The following is a 15,951-nucleotide window of genomic DNA, read 5'->3' as shown; positions in this document are numbered from 1 at the left end:
GTTAATAGTAGAGCAAGATACAAATTTTATCAAAAACATAAAAACATTTCATATCAACGCTTCAAAATATTTTATTCATAAAAAAAAGGAGAAAACCTTTCGATTTTCTCCTTTTTATATAATCTGCTAGTGGTTATCTTTTTAATGTAAAGTGACCTGTAGCTTCTTTTTGTAATCCTGTGTTTGGTTCAATATATTCAGCTTTAAACCAGTAATCTGTTGATGGTAATGGTTTGTTGTTAAACGTCCCATCCCATCCTTCACCTGCTGGACTTAATTGCTTTAATAATTTTCCTTGTCTGTCAAAGATATAAATTTTTGCTTCAGGTTGATCTTTTAATGCAAAAATATTCCAAGTATCGTTATATCCATCATTATTTGGTGTAAAGAATTTAGGATAATTCAACACATTTATAACTTTTGATGTTGCACATGCGTTTAATCCTTTTACTTTAACCCAGATAATATGTGTTCCTGGAGCAACATCTACAAAGATATTACTATCTTGATAAGCTCCTTCATCCATAGCATATTCCAATAATGTTCCTGGTGTAGCTGATGCTATAACTTCTACAACATTTGTTTCTGAGAATCCTTCACTTATTTTGATTTCATCTATAGAAACTGCCGGTGCTACTTGAACGTTTATCGTTTGTGTTACTGAACATCCTGTTTCATTTGACGTTACAGTAACTGTATAATTTCCTGCAGCTGTTGCTTCATGAGATGGTCCATTATTTGCTAATATATTACCATTTTGCATCCAAGTAAATGTGTACTGTCCTGCTGGTAATTCTGTATCCATTAAGTAACCATTTACTCTTCCTGTTCTGAAATCTGTACAAACATATCCGTTTGGTATTGGTTCAAAACTTGGAGCTTTACTCATTGTTACAAAGAACTGAACTGTTGCAGTACATAATTCCTCATTATCTAAATTAAACACTTCTGCAATTACTAACTGAGGATTACTTGTTATCGGGAATTGCGTTGATGATGATGCATTTCCTGCGTTGTAATTCGCCCAAGATGAATAATATCTCACTCCTAAATTTCCTGTTAAATTTTGTGTAGAGATAATTCCTGCATTCAATGTTGTGATATCAGCTGGTCCAAATCCATCATTTACACCATCTGTATCACAGAATGCTAAACTTACTGATGGTGGATATGCAAATACTTTTTCTTCAACTTTTAAATCTAGAGATGCTATTGAATAACATCCTGTAACTCTATGTTGAACTCGCACCCAAATTGTCTGTAAATATGCTGCTGCATTCGTATAAATATAAGGAATCGGTGCTGCTCCTAACAATGCTGCTGTTTCAGTTACATAATAACGAACATCAAAATTCGCTGGGTTTTGATTTCCTAAAACTTGTGGATCTTTATCGCGTAAGTCAAAAGTATAAATTCCGTCTGTATTCAATTCACATGCTAACAATGGCGTTAATGTTCCAATTGTTGGTAAAGAATTTACTATCAATTGTAATGGCACAATTACAAAACAACTTTCTGATAAGATAGTTGGTGTATTTGACACACGAACGTAAACTGTCATTGATCCTGTTAAGAAATCTTCTGGTGTACCAATAGCACCAACATTATTTATCGCTTCTTGTTCTGTTATAAAATATTTATATGTCAAAGTAGCGTTTCCATTACTTAGGTCTGGTTGTGCTAATCTTAAATCAAAGGATGCCTCTCCACTTCCTAAAGCTGTTTCACATTTTTGTAAAGCTGTTGGGGTTAAATTTGGTTCTGGTAATGGCAATACACGAATTGTCAATGTAGTATATGAAAAACATCCATGCATATTCTCTACTGAAACCCAAATTGTTTGTGGATTTGATGTATTTACATATGAAGTTGGATTGGTAATATGATTAAATCCTGCTTTTGCTTCTGCTTCATTTGTATAATATTTCAATGTTACTCCAAAAATTTGACCTTGCGTAATTTGACCTTGTCTCATTGTTAAGTCAAATGTTGTTTGTCCATCATTTGGTAAGCCGTTATCACACAATGCAATTGGTGATGGTAATCCTAATGGTAACGGTGTATTTACTACAACATTAAAACTTTTCACCTCAAAACATGACGTTGGATGTGCTGCATTCTGAACTCGTACCCAAATCGTTTGTGGATTTGATGTATTCAAATAAGTTTCTGGATTTGCAATCCAATTGGTTCCAACATTTGCTAAAACTAATGATGTAAAATAACGTACTTCATAAGTTCCTGGTATAGTTTGCGCTGCTAGAATCAATGGTGTTTGTTGTGCTAAATTGATCGGCGTTATTCCGTCAAATAAATCAGCATGAACATCACATGTTACTACATCTGGTAAAACTACTGGCATTTTAGGTGAAACTAATAAACGGAAAGTCACTTTGTAAACAGAGAAACATCCTGTTTGTGGATTTGTTGCTCTTACCCAAACTGATGGGTTTGATGGCTGTAAGTTATTATATGCTTCTGGTCCTAAAATAGGTAATACATTATTTTGTGCATTAGCTTGTGTTTCGAAATATTTCAATTCATATGCTGGTCCTCCATTTAAAAACTGCGCATTGTAACTTGTTAAATTTATTGTTCCAAAACTTGAATCTGTATTACTACAAACATCAATTGGTGCAATTGGAATATTCAATACTGGTATTGGTGTTACACGAATATCCATAGTTGTTGTTGTAAAACAACCTGTGCTTAAACGCTGTACACGAACATGTAAAGTTTGAACATTTTGTACAACATTTTGATATGGTGATGCCAATGGATTTGATCCTGAATTTGCATCTGCTAATGAATAATGGAAAGTTACTTGTAACCCTGTTTGTGAACCAGTTATTACTGGTATTTTACTCGCTAAATCAAAAACTTGGAATCCATCAAAATTATCATCACATAACGAATAGGTTGCTACTGGATTTGCAACTACTGGCGTTGGATCAGTAATTAAAACTAATTTAGTTATTTTAAAACAACCTGTAGCAATATTCTGAACTCGAACTATTACAGTAGATGCAGTTAAGTTAGAATAATTTGCTGGCGCAGTAATTTCATTTGTTCCTGCGTTTGCATTTGCAGAATCAGTATAAAAAGTTACAACATAATCTAATGGATTTAAACCATTTAAAATCTCAGCTATTTTAGATGTTAAATCAAAATTAGCAATACCATTATTATCTGCATCACATGCATGCAATGGTGTAGGATCAACAATTACAGGTGAAGCATGCACTATTAACTGTAATGGAACAATTGCACTACAAGTTGAATTCATATACCCCACTCGAACATAAATTGTTTGATTATTTACCACAACATTTTGATAAGCTCCAATATCTTGAATCTTATTAACATTATTGTTAGCATCAGCTAAAGTTTCATGATAAGTAACCTGAACTCCAGGAGGAATCGGATTTCCTGCAATCATAATTGTTGTTGGTATCAAATTGAAAATTGCAAAACCATCATTATTAGTATCACAAATTTCTAATGGATCAATTTGATTTGCACCAGGTGCATCAACTACATTAGTTACTAAAGGCATTATAGTAAAACATGCTGTATTAGGATTGTATGCACGAACATATATAATTCCTTGGTATCCTGTATAATTTAAAGGTAAACTTGTAGCAATATCACCGATTTCAGCTTCAGCAATAGTTGGATAGAATGTAACTTCAATATTAGGAGATAATCCACTTGCTTGTGCTTGAACAGAAGATAAATCAAAATTAGCTAATCCACTTCCAGGAATCTCACAACCAAAAACTGGAGTTAAATCATAAAACTCAGGAACAGGATAAACAAATAATTTGAAGAATGTAATTCCAAAAGCAGCTACATTATTTATATTCTGAACTCTTACCCAAATCGTTTCATTGTTAGTTCCTACATAATTTGCAAGTAAATTAGCGTCAATTGCACTAACTTGATTGTTTGCATCAGCTTCTGAATTATAGTAAGTAACTGTATAATTTAAATTATTGTTATAGACTATTGGAGAATATTGAGATAAATCAAATGTATTTACTTGACCATCACAAATCGACAAGTCAGGTAAATGAACCAAATTCAAAGTACAATCAGTAGCCTGAGCTGTAAAAGATGTTACTTTAAAACAACCAGTAACAACATTATAAGCACGTACCCAATAAGTAACTAGACCATCAGAAACCGTTTGTACTTGAGTTGTAGCTAAAGCATTCATAGCTTCATTTGCTTCAGTTTCTGAAGAGTGAATTGAGAAAACTAATAATTGATTATTTGATAAATCTGAAAACACAGGTTGGAAATCGAAAATAAATACTCCATTATCATCAATACATCCTTGGAATTCTCTCGGCTCATTTAATACAATTTGAGCTCCAACATTAGTACAAATTCTTTTTACAAAAGGACAACCGAAGTCATTTATAATAGTAACATCATAACATAATTCTCCTTCAATCTCAGGATTAATTGTGAATTGATTACCTGTTACATCGACAACTCCATTTTCTGAAGGTACCGCTATTGACTCCATTACAGGTTGGAAAGAAAATTCTGCTGGTACAATATCTTCTGAAAAATCAATAGACCACCAAAAAATATAACCGTTGTCTTGTCCTAATTGATCATGAATTTGTAAAGTCCAAATACCATTTACAGGTGAGTCAATAAAATTCTCAAACCCTGTAATTGGAAGATAATCACCAGGAGCCCACATGTTACGGGTTTCATTACTTGGAACAACTTGTCCTTGATTTACAATTGTAGCAGCATCCATAGTAAAACAATAAGTTTCACCAACACCTGGAATCGGTGCATTACTCGTAGGAGCGTGACCAAATGTTGTTGCTCCTCCACCTTGATCATAAAGAATAGCAATAGAACCATCTGGCGCTATCAATCGCATGGTTAAATCCCCAGAAAAAGAATGCTCCATATTTATACAAAGACGTGCAACCTGAGAAGCATCAGTGATTATTTGATCGTTATTGAAACAGTCAATCAAAAGAGAAGTTGAATATATATCATCATCACCATCAGGCAAATACGTTGTACCTGTCACAGGTGCCGCACATTCACGAGTAATTTCTGGATATACTGCATCTACAGTTACAACTGTATCCACACCAAAACAAATATCAGGTGGTAAATCTATAGTAACTTCAGGTTCAGGAGAAACTTGTATTGTTTGATTAATAATATTATTATTTCTACAATCAAGTTCATCAGTTACCCAAACATTTACTCTATAAATTCCAGGTACATTATAAGTTACAGTTACATTTTGACCAACTGCAGTACCTCCATTATCTAAATCCCAAGTATAAACAGAATTTGCTCCATTTCCAGAAAATGTAGCTTGAGCGCCTAATGAAATTTCTTGACCTACACAGGCTCTAATGACACCTTGAGCATTTCTACTTGGATAACTATAGTCTAAATAAGCCATAATTACTTGACAAGGTGTAACACAATTAATTTCAGCATCCCAACCTCTACCTGTTACATATCCATCAGAAATAAATCTAAAAGTCAAACATCCTGTAGGATTATTACCTGAAGCCATTTGTACTAAAGGAATTTCTGATCCAGTCAAAGTTGTAATTAATGGTGAGTTAATATCTGGTCCGTCATATACAAATAAAATATCATTATTTTCTTGTAAATCAAAATCATTAAAAACTACTTGAATTGCTGATTCAGGAAAATCAGGACAAAAAGTCATAATTTGTTGCTGTGCATTTTCATAATCACCGTCTGGTCCTCCACTATCGTAGAATTTACCAGTACAAGTATTTACAACAAAACCGTCTGTCATATTATAAACCTGAGCATAATTATTATGCCAGAATAATAACATCGTAAAAAATAAGAGTAAACGCTTTATCATTATCTATTCCTTTAAATTTTGTGATAATATTTTTATTAAATAATCAGTATTATCTACTCTATAATACTTAATCTCTCGATTTGAAAAGAAACTTAAATTGTATTTCAAGACATTAAACGTATTAACATCAAAAACCTCATCTCGTTTTAAATCTTTATTATAGGAATTATTCAAAGTAAATTCCGATAATTTGGGATATTTTTCATTAGTAGCATAAGGCTCAATAATGATTTTAACCCTTTTCTCTAATAAAAGATTCAGTCCATTTAAACGATCTTTGTCATTTAAAACTAATTTTTCTAATTGATCTCCATAGACTTCAACAAGCCGTGGATCAATTTTTGTCTCATCGTTCATTTTACCCTCCTGAGACATTGCCCGAAAAGATAACAGCCCTAACAAGATAAGTAAACTTATTCTTCTCATAATACTACATTATTTTAAAAAGCGAAATTTACATAAATTTAAGAAACAATTATCTTTTTTTTTCAAAAAAAAACATATAACCACTTTTTTAACATTCTTTAGCCTTGTGATTTCAAAATAACTTAATCAAAATATTTGTATAACTAATTCTAAACTTCATTAAAATCAACAATTATAATTATATTTGCATCTTATTATACTCAAACAAATTTATAATATATGTGCAAGTCAGATATGTTTAACGATGAACTAGGAGAAAACCATATTGGTACTAGTGACCACACTCCTTTAAGAGCGGATGCTTTTGATCGTACAGATGATGAAAAAATAGAATCTATAAGAAAAGATTTCGAAAATATTTTAACTACTTTAGGAATGGACCTTACTGACGACAGTTTAAAAGGTACACCAAAACGTGTTGCAAAAATGTTCGTGAAAGAAATTTTTGGAGGATTGAATCCAGAAAAAAAACCAAGCGCTTCTACATTTGATAACAAATATAAATATGGAGAAATGCTTGTTGAAAAAAACATTGTAGTTTATTCAACATGTGAACACCATTTATTACCAATCGTTGGTCGTGCTCACGTAGCTTACATTTCTAACGGAACGGTAGTTGGTTTATCAAAAATGAATCGAATTGTAGATTATTATGCCAAACGTCCACAAGTTCAAGAACGTTTAACCATTCAGATTGTTGAAGAGTTGAAAAAAGTTCTAGGAACAGAAAACGTAGCTTGTGTAATTGACGCAAAACACCTTTGTGTAAACTCTCGTGGAATTCGCGATATCGAAAGTTCAACAGTAACTGCAGAATTCGGAGGCTTATTTAAAGAAGAAAAAACAAGAAGAGAACTTTTAGATTACATTAAATTAGACACACAATTCTAATTTCAAATTAAATTAATAATATGTTTTACAAAAACAACACCTTAAAAATTTACAATTCGCTTAGCGGACAAAAAGAAGTTTTTACTCCTATACATGAAGGAAAAATAGGAATGTATGTTTGTGGACCAACGGTTTACAACTATGTACATTTAGGTAATTGTAGAACATTTATTTCTTTTGATTTAGTTTTCAGATATTTAAAACATTTAGGATATCAAGTTCGTTACGTCCGTAACATTACAGATGTTGGTCATATTGTTGACGATGCAGATTCTGGCGAAGATAAAATCGCTAAAAAAGCACGTTTAGAACAAGTTGAACCAATGGAAATTGCTCAAAAATACACCGTGAATTTTCATAATATTTTAAAGCAATTTAATAATTTACCTCCAAGTATTGAACCTACTGCAACTGGACATATTATTGAACAAATTCATATTATCGAAGGAATCATAGCAAACGGATATGCTTATGAAGTAAACGGTTCTGTATATTTTGATATTTTAAAATTCAACGAGGATTACAATTACGGTGAACTTAGCGGAAGAAATATCGAAGATATGATTTCGAATACACGCGATTTAGACGGACAATCAGATAAGAGAAATCCGCTTGATTTTGCGTTATGGAAAAAAGCAGAACCTGAACATATCATGCGTTGGCCTTCGCCTTGGGGAGATGGTTTTCCAGGTTGGCATTTAGAATGTACAGCCATGAGTACAAAATATTTAGGTAAACATTTTGATATTCACGGTGGCGGAATGGATTTAAAATTCCCACATCACGAATGTGAAATTGCTCAAAACGAAGCTTGTACAGGTAATTCACCTGTAAACTATTGGATGCACGCAAACATGCTTACTTTAAACGGTAAAAAAATGGCAAAATCTACGGGTAACAACATTCTTCCACAAGAATTATTTACCGGAGAAAATACTATTTTAAGCAAAGCATTTTCACCTTCGGTAGTTCGTTTCTTTATACTTCAAGCACATTACAGAAGTATTCTAGATTTTTCTGACGAAGCCATTTCAGCATCTGAAAAAGGGTTTTACAGATTAATAGAAGCTTTAAGAAATTTAAAAGACATCAAACCAAGTGAAACTTCGACAGTTGATGTTCAGTCTTGGAAACAAAAATGTTACGATGCCATGAATGACGATTTTAATAGTCCGATTTTAATCGCACATTTGTTTGATGCTGTTAAAATGATAAATCTTTTAAAAGAGCAAAAAGAAACCATATCAAAGTCTGATTTAGAAATTTTATCAACTACTTTAAATGCTTTTGTTTTTGATGTTTTAGGATTGGTTGACGAAACTCAAGAATCAGGTAAAACAACTAACAAATTAGAAGAAGTTGTTGATTTACTAATTAGCATGCGAAACGAAGCTCGTGCAAACAAAAACTTTGCTTTATCTGACGAAATCAGAGATAAACTTCTTGAAATTGGAATTCAATTAAAAGACGGAAAAGAAGGTACTTCTTTCACTTTATAAAAATTTTAAAGCTACATTTTTTTTGTAGCTTTATTTTTTTCTTACATTTAAAAAATGAAAACACTTCAAAAAATACTAATATTTCCGTTTATCTTTCTGATTCGTTTTTATCAAGTTTGTATTTCACCATTCACACCTTCGGCCTGTAGGTTTTCACCTACTTGCTCAAGCTATACTTTACAAGCTTTAAAAAAATACGGCCTTTTTAAAGGTGGATGGTTAGGAATAAAACGCATTGCAAGTTGTCATCCTTGGGGAAAAAGCGGATACGACCCAGTTCCGTAAAATAATCTTGTTTAATACAAGCGAATCGGTTACATTTACCAAAATTTATTTTTATGATTACATCAATGCATATGATTTGGAATCCATCAGAAGGAATTGATTTAGGATTTTTCAAATTACGTTATTATAGTTTAATGTTTGTTGTTGCCTTTGGTCTAGGTTGGTACTTAATGAAAAAAGTTTACGACCGCGAAGGAGAAACCACAGACAATTTAGACAAACTTTTTATTTATACCGTTTTTGCTACTTTAATTGGTGCACGATTAGGACATGTTTTCTTTTATGATTGGGATTATTATAAAAATCATTTAGCAGAAATTATTTTACCAATTCGTTTTTCACCGAAATTTGAAATCGTAGGTTTTTCTGGATTAGCAAGTCACGGAGCTGCAATTGCAATTATTTTAGTGATGATTTATTACAGCAGAAATGTGATTAAAAAACCAATTTTATGGATTTTAGACAGAATCACCATTCCAATTGCAATTGGCGGAATGTTTGTACGATTTGGTAACTTTTTCAATTCAGAAATTATCGGTTATGAAACCTCTTCTTCATTCGGAATCAAATTCATAAGAGACAAGTTCTCTGCACAAGATGCCATAAATGCAACAGGTATTCAAGATGTTAATAAAGCATACGAAGCAATTGCTACAAACCCACAATTTGCACCTTTGTTAGAAGCTGTAGTAGCAAAACATCCAACACAATTATACGAAGCTTTTGGGTACTTTATAACTTTTTTAATTGTTTTATATTTATATTGGAAAACAGACGCAAGATTATATTTAGGAAGAATTTTCGGAGTTTTCTTAATTCTGCTTTGGGGAGTTCGTTTCATTGTTGAATATGTTAAAGAAAGTCAAGGTGGATTCGAAGAAACACTAGGATTTTTCTCAACAGGACAATGGTTAAGTATTCCGTTTATTATTTTAGGAATATACCTACTAATAACTTCAAAGCAAAAAAAGGCTTCACAATAATTTAACAAACAGCTTATATAGCTGTTTTTTTTTATGATTATTTTTAACTTTTATATCAATATAATTTATTAGTTTTGACAAACTATAAATAAAATAAAATTATGAGAAAAATTGTTTTATATCCAACATTGACTTTAATGTCTGCTTTGGTTTTAACAAGTTGTGTGAGTAAAAAACAACACGCTGCGTTACAAAGTGAATATTCAGAAATGGGTAAAAAATATCATCAAACGCAATTAGAGCTTACTGAGGCTAGAACTAGAATAACTAGTTTAGAATCTCTTTTAGCAGCTGAAAGAGCTAATAACGAGAGTTTGAAAAAACAATTTGAGTCGTTACAAGGTGTTTTAGATAAAAGTATTTCTCAAGGTAACGTAAACATTTCTAAATTAGTTGATGAAATTAATTCATCAAACAAATACATCAAACATTTAGTAGAAGCTAAAAGTAAAAGCGACTCTTTAAACATGATTTTAACGAACAATTTAACGCGATCTTTAAGCCAAGACGAGTTAAAAGATGTTGATATCAAAGTTATCAAAGGTGTAGTTTACGTTTCTTTAGATGATAATATGTTATACAAATCTGGTAGTTATGAAATTTCTCAAACTGCAGAAAAAACATTAACTAAAGTTGCTAAAATCATCAACGATTACAAAGATTTTGAAGTACTTGTAGAAGGAAATACAGACAACCAACCTATTACACGCGAAAACATCAGAAACAACTGGGATTTAAGTGCTTTAAGAGCTTCTTCTGTTGTTCAAGCTTTACAAAACAAATTTGGTGTTGATCCAAAACGTTTAACTGCAGCAGGTAGAGGTCAGTTTAGCCCAATTGCTACAAACGATACGCCAGCAGGAAGAGCTAAAAACAGACGTACACAAATCATTATTACGCCTAAGTTAGATCAGTTCATGGAATTGATTGACCAAGCTCCTAAAAATTAATTATATTAAATAATTATAAATCTAAAAGGTCGAAAGTATAATACTTTCGACCTTTTTAGTTTTGTAGATAAAAAAAAAACGGTCAAAAATATTTGACCGTTTTACATATATTATTTAGTTTGAATTCCTCTTTTTAAGATTTGACCAAATTCATACATTTCTTCATAAGAAGAGTATAAAGGAACTGGTGCTAATCGAATTACTGCAGGTTCTCTCCAATCTACAATTACACCTTCTTTCATTAAATAATGGAATAACGATTTTCCTTCGCCGTGCAACAAAACAGATAATTGTGAACCTCTTTCTGATAGATTTTTAGGTGTGATTAATTCAAAATTCCCATCAACTTCTTTAGCAATTTCTTCAATGATAAACTCTAAATAAGCTGTGATTTTATCGCGTTTTTCAAATAAAGCTTCCATTCCAACTTCTTCAAACATTTCTACAGAAGCCAAATAAGGTGCCATTGCCAAAACTCCTGTACATGAACTTTGCCATCCTAACGCACCTGGATTCGGGTCATAATTTGGTTCCATTAAAAAACGACGCTCTTTGTTGTGCCCGTACCATCCACCAAAACGTGGCAAATCTTTGTTTGAATGATGTTTTTCGTGTACAAAAATACCTGAAACACTTCCTGGCCCAGCATTCATATATTTATACGAACACCAAGCAGCGAAATCAACATTCCAATCATGCAATTCTAATTTGATATTTCCAGCAGCGTGTGCTAAATCCCAACCTACAAAAGCGCCAACTTTATGCCCAGCTTCAGTTATTGCTTTCATATCTAAAACTTGACCTGTGTAATAATTGATTCCACCAATTAAAACTAAAGCTAACTCATCTCCTACTTCATTTATTTTTGCAATAATATCTTCGTTACGTAAGTTATGTTCACCTTCTCTACGTTTTACTTCTACAATAGTTTCAGCAGGATTAAATCCATGAAACTTCACTTGTGTTTGTAATAAATATTGGTCACTTGGGAAAGCTTTTTCTTCACAGATGATTTTAAATCTCTTTTTTGTTGGTTGATAAAATGATACCATCATCATGTGTAAATTCACAGTTAGTGTATTCATTACCGTAACTTCAGATGGCAATGCTCCAACGACTTTACTCAATGGTTTAGAAAAACGCTCGTGATAATCCCACCAAGGTTTGTCTGCAAAAAAATGTCCTTCAACGGCCATATCTGCCCAATCGGTCATTACCTCATCAATGTATGTTTTTGCAGATTTTGGTTGTAATCCTAATGAATTTCCTGTGAAATAAATTGTTTTCTTTCCGTTTACTTTAGGAAAATTAAATTCATTTCTATATTTTGCTAATGCATCTTGAGCATCTAATTGTTGCGCGAATTCACGACTATTTTCAAAAGTCATCATTTAATAGTATTTAGTTTTTGTAAATTTACTAAACCATTTAAAAGTTTCAAGTAAAGTTTGATTTTATTTCTAAGTAGTAACTAAATTCTTCTTAGAAGCTTTTGTTACCAAGTAGGTTATCACAAATCCGATAAACGAAGGAATTACCCATTCTAGATTATGATTTCCTAAAGGTAAAAAATCTTTATAATATCTGATTTTTTCAGCTCCAATATTAAAATGTTCCAAAACTCTAAAAGCAGAAATAAACGTCGTAATTAACAAAGCAACAACATAAGGCATTTTTTGTGTGACTTTATTTCCGAATAAAACCACGTAAATAACCAATGCAAATGTAATCGGATAAACAAATCCTAAAATCGAACCTGCGTAAGCTATAATATCATCTACAGAATTAATAGAAAACAAAGCTGAAATCAAAGTACATAAAATAACACCTTCGGTATATCCTAATTTATTATTTGTCAATTCAGCAAAGAAAGTTCCTACCGCGCAAGTCAAAGCAATAGCTGTAGTTAAACAAGCTAATGCCATAGAAATACTGATTGCTAATGTTCCGTATGAACCTAAAATGGAATTAGATATATGAAGTAACAACTGGGTTCTTGATGACGATTCTGAAAACTCATAATCGGTTGTAGCACCAAGATAAATCAATCCGCCGTAAATAAACAACAAACATCCCATGGCTAAAATTCCCGATTTTAAAACAACATTTGTTCGGTCTTTTAAATTTACGAACCCTTTTTGCTTGGCAGCAGAAATAATAATTCCGGCAAAAATAACAGAAGCCAAAACATCCATGGTTTGATATCCTTCTTGAAATGCCATCGCAAAATCTGTTGAACTTGAAATTTCGGTTGCCTTTGGTAAAATTTGAGGATTAAAAATTCCGACTAAAACCAAAATAGTTAAAAGAATTAAAAGTAATGGCGTCAAATACGAACCAATAATATCGACAATTTTGGAAGGTGAAATAGACAAAACCAAAACAATTGCAAAGAAAATAACAGACGACCAAATTGCAGAAGCATTGGGTATTAAAGGTAGAATTCCAACTTCGTAAGTTGTAGCTCCAGTTCTGGGAATGGCAACCAATGGACCAATACATAACATGATAATTGTTGCAAGTACTAATGCCATTTTTAAATTTACGCGTTTACCTAAATCAGTAAATGAATCGCCCGATTTTAAAACTGCGATAATACCAAGAAACGGAGCAATTATACCCGAAGCTGCAAAACCCAAAATAGCTTCAAACCAATTATCTTTTGCTAACAAACCGATATAAGGAGGTAATATTAAATTCCCAGCTCCAAAAAACATAGCAAACAAAGCAAATCCAAGTGTAAGGATTACGAATGTATTTTTATTTTGCATTAATATTGATTAAAAAATTAATAAGAAACAAAAATTAAAAAATAATATGAAATACCCTAATTATTACAAACAATAAATATAAAATATAAAATCATTTAACATTTTAACCAAACAGTAAACTTTTAATATTTAATAGGATTTTAAACACTTATAAAATGATAATTTGCTAAATTTGTATTTCAATTAAACAATAAATTATGCAACACATCATAAATCGTTTCATCAGCTACGTAACGGTTGATACCGAATCAGACCCAAATTCTGAAACTACACCTAGTACAGCAAAACAATGGGATTTAGCAAATCAAATCGTTGAAGAATTAAAACAAATTGGTTTAGAAGACGTAACCATTGACGACAACGCTTACATTATGGCAACTGTTCCAAGTAATGTTGATTTTGAAGTTCCGACTATTGGATTCATCGCTCACTTTGATACAAGTCCAGATTTTACAGGAGCAAATGTAAAACCGCAAATCGTAGAAAATTACGACGGAAAAGATATCGTTTTAAATAAAGATTTAAACATTGTTTTATCGCCATCATATTTCGAAGATTTATTATTATACAAAGGTCAAACATTAATCACTACAGACGGAACAACACTTTTAGGTGCTGATGATAAAGCTGGTATTACAGAAATTGTTTCGGCAATGGAGCATTTAATTAAAAATCCAGAAATCAAACACGGAAAAATCAGAATCGGATTTACACCTGATGAAGAAATTGGACGTGGCGCACATAAATTCGATGTAGCTAAATTTGGAGCTGATTACGCATATACGATGGATGGTAGTCAGATTGGAGAATTAGAATACGAAAACTTTAATGCAGCTGGAGTTAAATTACTTTTCAAAGGTAAAAGCGTTCACCCAGGTTATGCAAAAGGTAAAATGATAAATTCGATGTTACTTGCTAACAAATTCATCAGTAAATTACCTAAAAAAGAAGTTCCAGAAAAAACAACAGGTTACGAAGGTTTCTTCCACGTAAATCATATTCAAGGTTCTATCGAAGAAACAGAAGTTCAATTAATCATCCGCGACCACAGTATGAAAATTTACAAAGAACGCAAAAAATTAATTGAAAAAATGGTTAAGAAATTCAACAAAAAATACGCTTCTAAATTCGGAGAAGATATTGTTGTTGCCGAAATCAACGACCAATATTTCAACATGAAAGAAAAAGTTCAACCAGTTATGCACATTGTACATATTGCAGAACAAGCAATGAAAGATTTAGGCATCAAACCTTTAATCAAAGCAATTCGTGGCGGTACAGACGGTTCTCAACTTTCATACATGGGATTACCTTGTCCGAATATTTTTGCAGGAGGACATAATTTCCACGGAAAATACGAATATGTTCCGGTTGAAAGTTTAGTAAAAGCTACAGAAGTAATTGTTCGTATTGCTGAATTAACAACTCAAAGAGCAGAACAAGAAAAATAAGATATTTCTATTTAAATAAAAAGGTCGTGAATTAAAATTCACGACCTTTTTTAATTTTCAATGTTTGATATAAGAAAATTTGAAACAAAAAAAAACCATCGAAAATCGATGGTTTTTTATATATCTAAATATAGATTATTTCTTTTTTAAGAAATCTGCTACTAATTCAGGAGCCATAACTGACTCAACGAAAGTATAAGCTCCAGTTTTTGGAGATTTAACCATTTTAATAGCTTTGGTTAACTTCTTAGAAGCTCCTTGTAATGTTGCTACGGTTTTCTTTGCCATGACTAACTAAATTATTTAATTTCTTTATGAACTGTAACTCTTTTTAAGATTGGATTGAATTTTTTAATCTCTAATCTATCTGGAGTATTTTTTTTATTTTTTGTAGTGATGTAACGAGATGTTCCTGGTAAACCAGTCCCTTTGTGCTCAGTACATTCTAAAATAACCTGGATTCTGTTTCCTTTTTTTGCCATCTTAATATATTTTTAAAGGTATCGGAATTATTTCATTAATCCTTTTGCTTTTGCATCTTTCAATACAGCAGCAATACCGTTCTTGTTAATAGTTTTTAATGCAGATGTAGATAATTTTAAAGTTACCCATCTGTCCTCTTCTACGATGTAGAAACGTTTTTTAACTAAGTTTACAGAAAACTTTCTCTTAGTTTTGTTCATTGCGTGAGATACGTTGTTTCCAACCATCGCTCTCTTACCTGTGATTTGACAAACTCTTGACATTATTTCTTACTTTTATTTTGTTATTCAAAATGTGAGTGCAAAATAACGAAAAAGAAAAA

13 protein-coding genes are annotated in these 15,951 nt (G+C 31.9%); 6 read left to right on the top strand and 7 right to left on the bottom strand.

Annotated elements, in window-relative coordinates:
• Nucleotides 1–133 precede the first annotated feature (133 nt).
• Nucleotides 134–5,890, bottom strand: coding sequence for a T9SS type B sorting domain-containing protein (locus HW119_RS09065; protein WP_177763610.1), 5,757 nt, complete (start codon nucleotides 5,888–5,890; stop codon nucleotides 134–136).
• A 3-nt stretch (nucleotides 5,891–5,893) separates the two neighbouring features.
• Complete coding sequence (locus tag HW119_RS09060) at nucleotides 5,894–6,316, bottom strand: hypothetical protein (RefSeq protein WP_177763607.1); 423 nt, start codon at nucleotides 6,314–6,316, stop codon at nucleotides 5,894–5,896.
• Between the two features lie 219 nt (nucleotides 6,317–6,535).
• Between HW119_RS09060 and folE the strand changes: the two genes are divergently transcribed.
• The 5 genes from folE (at nucleotide 6,536) to HW119_RS09035 (ending at nucleotide 10,924) form a co-directional block, all read left to right on the top strand.
• Nucleotides 6,536–7,207: a GTP cyclohydrolase I FolE gene (gene folE / locus HW119_RS09055; protein WP_177763604.1), complete on the top strand. Its 672-nt coding sequence runs from the start codon at nucleotides 6,536–6,538 to the stop codon at nucleotides 7,205–7,207.
• 20 nt (nucleotides 7,208–7,227) lie between these two features.
• On the top strand, nucleotides 7,228–8,706 hold the full coding sequence (cysS, locus tag HW119_RS09050; RefSeq protein WP_177763601.1) for a cysteine--tRNA ligase: 1,479 nt from the start codon (nucleotides 7,228–7,230) through the stop codon (nucleotides 8,704–8,706).
• Between the two features lie 54 nt (nucleotides 8,707–8,760).
• On the top strand, nucleotides 8,761–8,991 hold the full coding sequence (gene yidD / locus HW119_RS09045) for a membrane protein insertion efficiency factor YidD (protein ID WP_177763593.1): 231 nt from the start codon (nucleotides 8,761–8,763) through the stop codon (nucleotides 8,989–8,991).
• A 53-nt stretch (nucleotides 8,992–9,044) separates the two neighbouring features.
• Nucleotides 9,045–9,974, top strand: a complete 930-nt coding sequence (gene lgt / locus HW119_RS09040) for a prolipoprotein diacylglyceryl transferase (RefSeq protein WP_177763590.1) — start codon at nucleotides 9,045–9,047, stop codon at nucleotides 9,972–9,974.
• A gap of 101 nt (nucleotides 9,975–10,075) precedes the next feature.
• On the top strand, nucleotides 10,076–10,924 hold the full coding sequence (locus HW119_RS09035; RefSeq protein WP_177763587.1) for a flagellar motor protein MotB: 849 nt from the start codon (nucleotides 10,076–10,078) through the stop codon (nucleotides 10,922–10,924).
• A gap of 110 nt (nucleotides 10,925–11,034) precedes the next feature.
• Here the strand turns inward: HW119_RS09035 and kynU are convergent, their stop codons facing one another.
• Nucleotides 11,035–12,312 (bottom strand): kynureninase, encoded by a 1,278-nt coding sequence (kynU, locus tag HW119_RS09030; protein ID WP_177766596.1) that lies wholly within the window; start codon nucleotides 12,310–12,312, stop codon nucleotides 11,035–11,037.
• 72 nt (nucleotides 12,313–12,384) lie between these two features.
• Complete coding sequence (gene brnQ / locus HW119_RS09025; protein ID WP_177763584.1) at nucleotides 12,385–13,695, bottom strand: branched-chain amino acid transport system II carrier protein; 1,311 nt, start codon at nucleotides 13,693–13,695, stop codon at nucleotides 12,385–12,387.
• A gap of 197 nt (nucleotides 13,696–13,892) precedes the next feature.
• On the opposite strand from brnQ, the gene pepT reads away from it, so the two are divergent.
• Nucleotides 13,893–15,146 (top strand): peptidase T, encoded by a 1,254-nt coding sequence (gene pepT, locus HW119_RS09020; protein WP_177763581.1) that lies wholly within the window; start codon nucleotides 13,893–13,895, stop codon nucleotides 15,144–15,146.
• A gap of 135 nt (nucleotides 15,147–15,281) precedes the next feature.
• Here the strand turns inward: pepT and HW119_RS09015 are convergent, their stop codons facing one another.
• Genes HW119_RS09015 through rpmB form a run of 3 tightly spaced genes read right to left on the bottom strand, consistent with a single transcriptional unit; the run spans nucleotide 15,282 to nucleotide 15,892 of the window.
• A complete protein-coding gene (locus HW119_RS09015; RefSeq protein WP_177763578.1) occupies nucleotides 15,282–15,434 on the bottom strand; it encodes a DUF4295 domain-containing protein in 153 nt (50 codons plus the stop codon).
• 11 nt (nucleotides 15,435–15,445) lie between these two features.
• On the bottom strand, nucleotides 15,446–15,628 hold the full coding sequence (gene rpmG, locus HW119_RS09010; RefSeq protein WP_125019556.1) for a 50S ribosomal protein L33: 183 nt from the start codon (nucleotides 15,626–15,628) through the stop codon (nucleotides 15,446–15,448).
• A 27-nt stretch (nucleotides 15,629–15,655) separates the two neighbouring features.
• Complete coding sequence (gene rpmB, locus HW119_RS09005) at nucleotides 15,656–15,892, bottom strand: 50S ribosomal protein L28 (protein ID WP_125019557.1); 237 nt, start codon at nucleotides 15,890–15,892, stop codon at nucleotides 15,656–15,658.
• Between the last annotated feature and the right edge of the window lie 59 nt (nucleotides 15,893–15,951).

The organism is Flavobacterium sp. I3-2 (genome assembly GCF_013389595.1).
In the GTDB taxonomy this organism is placed as follows: Bacteria; Bacteroidota; Bacteroidia; order Flavobacteriales; family Flavobacteriaceae; genus Flavobacterium.
This window is presented reverse-complemented; position numbering and strand designations above follow the sequence as displayed.

Excerpts from the sequence above, each read along its gene's own strand:
- yidD (WP_177763593.1), top strand. The coding sequence starts at position 8,761 with ATGAAAACACTTCAAAAAATACTAATATTTCCGTTTATCTTTCTGATT.
- rpmB (WP_125019557.1), bottom strand. The coding sequence starts at position 15,892 with ATGTCAAGAGTTTGTCAAATCACAGGTAAGAGAGCGATGGTTGGAAAC.
- brnQ (WP_177763584.1), bottom strand. The coding sequence starts at position 13,695 with ATGCAAAATAAAAATACATTCGTAATCCTTACACTTGGATTTGCTTTG.
- kynU (WP_177766596.1), bottom strand. The coding sequence starts at position 12,312 with ATGACTTTTGAAAATAGTCGTGAATTCGCGCAACAATTAGATGCTCAA.
- cysS (WP_177763601.1), top strand. The coding sequence starts at position 7,228 with ATGTTTTACAAAAACAACACCTTAAAAATTTACAATTCGCTTAGCGGA.
- rpmG (WP_125019556.1), bottom strand. The coding sequence starts at position 15,628 with ATGGCAAAAAAAGGAAACAGAATCCAGGTTATTTTAGAATGTACTGAG.
- folE (WP_177763604.1), top strand. The coding sequence starts at position 6,536 with ATGTGCAAGTCAGATATGTTTAACGATGAACTAGGAGAAAACCATATT.
- HW119_RS09035 (WP_177763587.1), top strand. The coding sequence starts at position 10,076 with ATGAGAAAAATTGTTTTATATCCAACATTGACTTTAATGTCTGCTTTG.
- HW119_RS09065 (WP_177763610.1), bottom strand. The coding sequence starts at position 5,890 with ATGATAAAGCGTTTACTCTTATTTTTTACGATGTTATTATTCTGGCAT.
- pepT (WP_177763581.1), top strand. The coding sequence starts at position 13,893 with ATGCAACACATCATAAATCGTTTCATCAGCTACGTAACGGTTGATACC.
- HW119_RS09015 (WP_177763578.1), bottom strand. The coding sequence starts at position 15,434 with ATGGCAAAGAAAACCGTAGCAACATTACAAGGAGCTTCTAAGAAGTTA.
- lgt (WP_177763590.1), top strand. The coding sequence starts at position 9,045 with ATGATTACATCAATGCATATGATTTGGAATCCATCAGAAGGAATTGAT.
- HW119_RS09060 (WP_177763607.1), bottom strand. The coding sequence starts at position 6,316 with ATGAGAAGAATAAGTTTACTTATCTTGTTAGGGCTGTTATCTTTTCGG.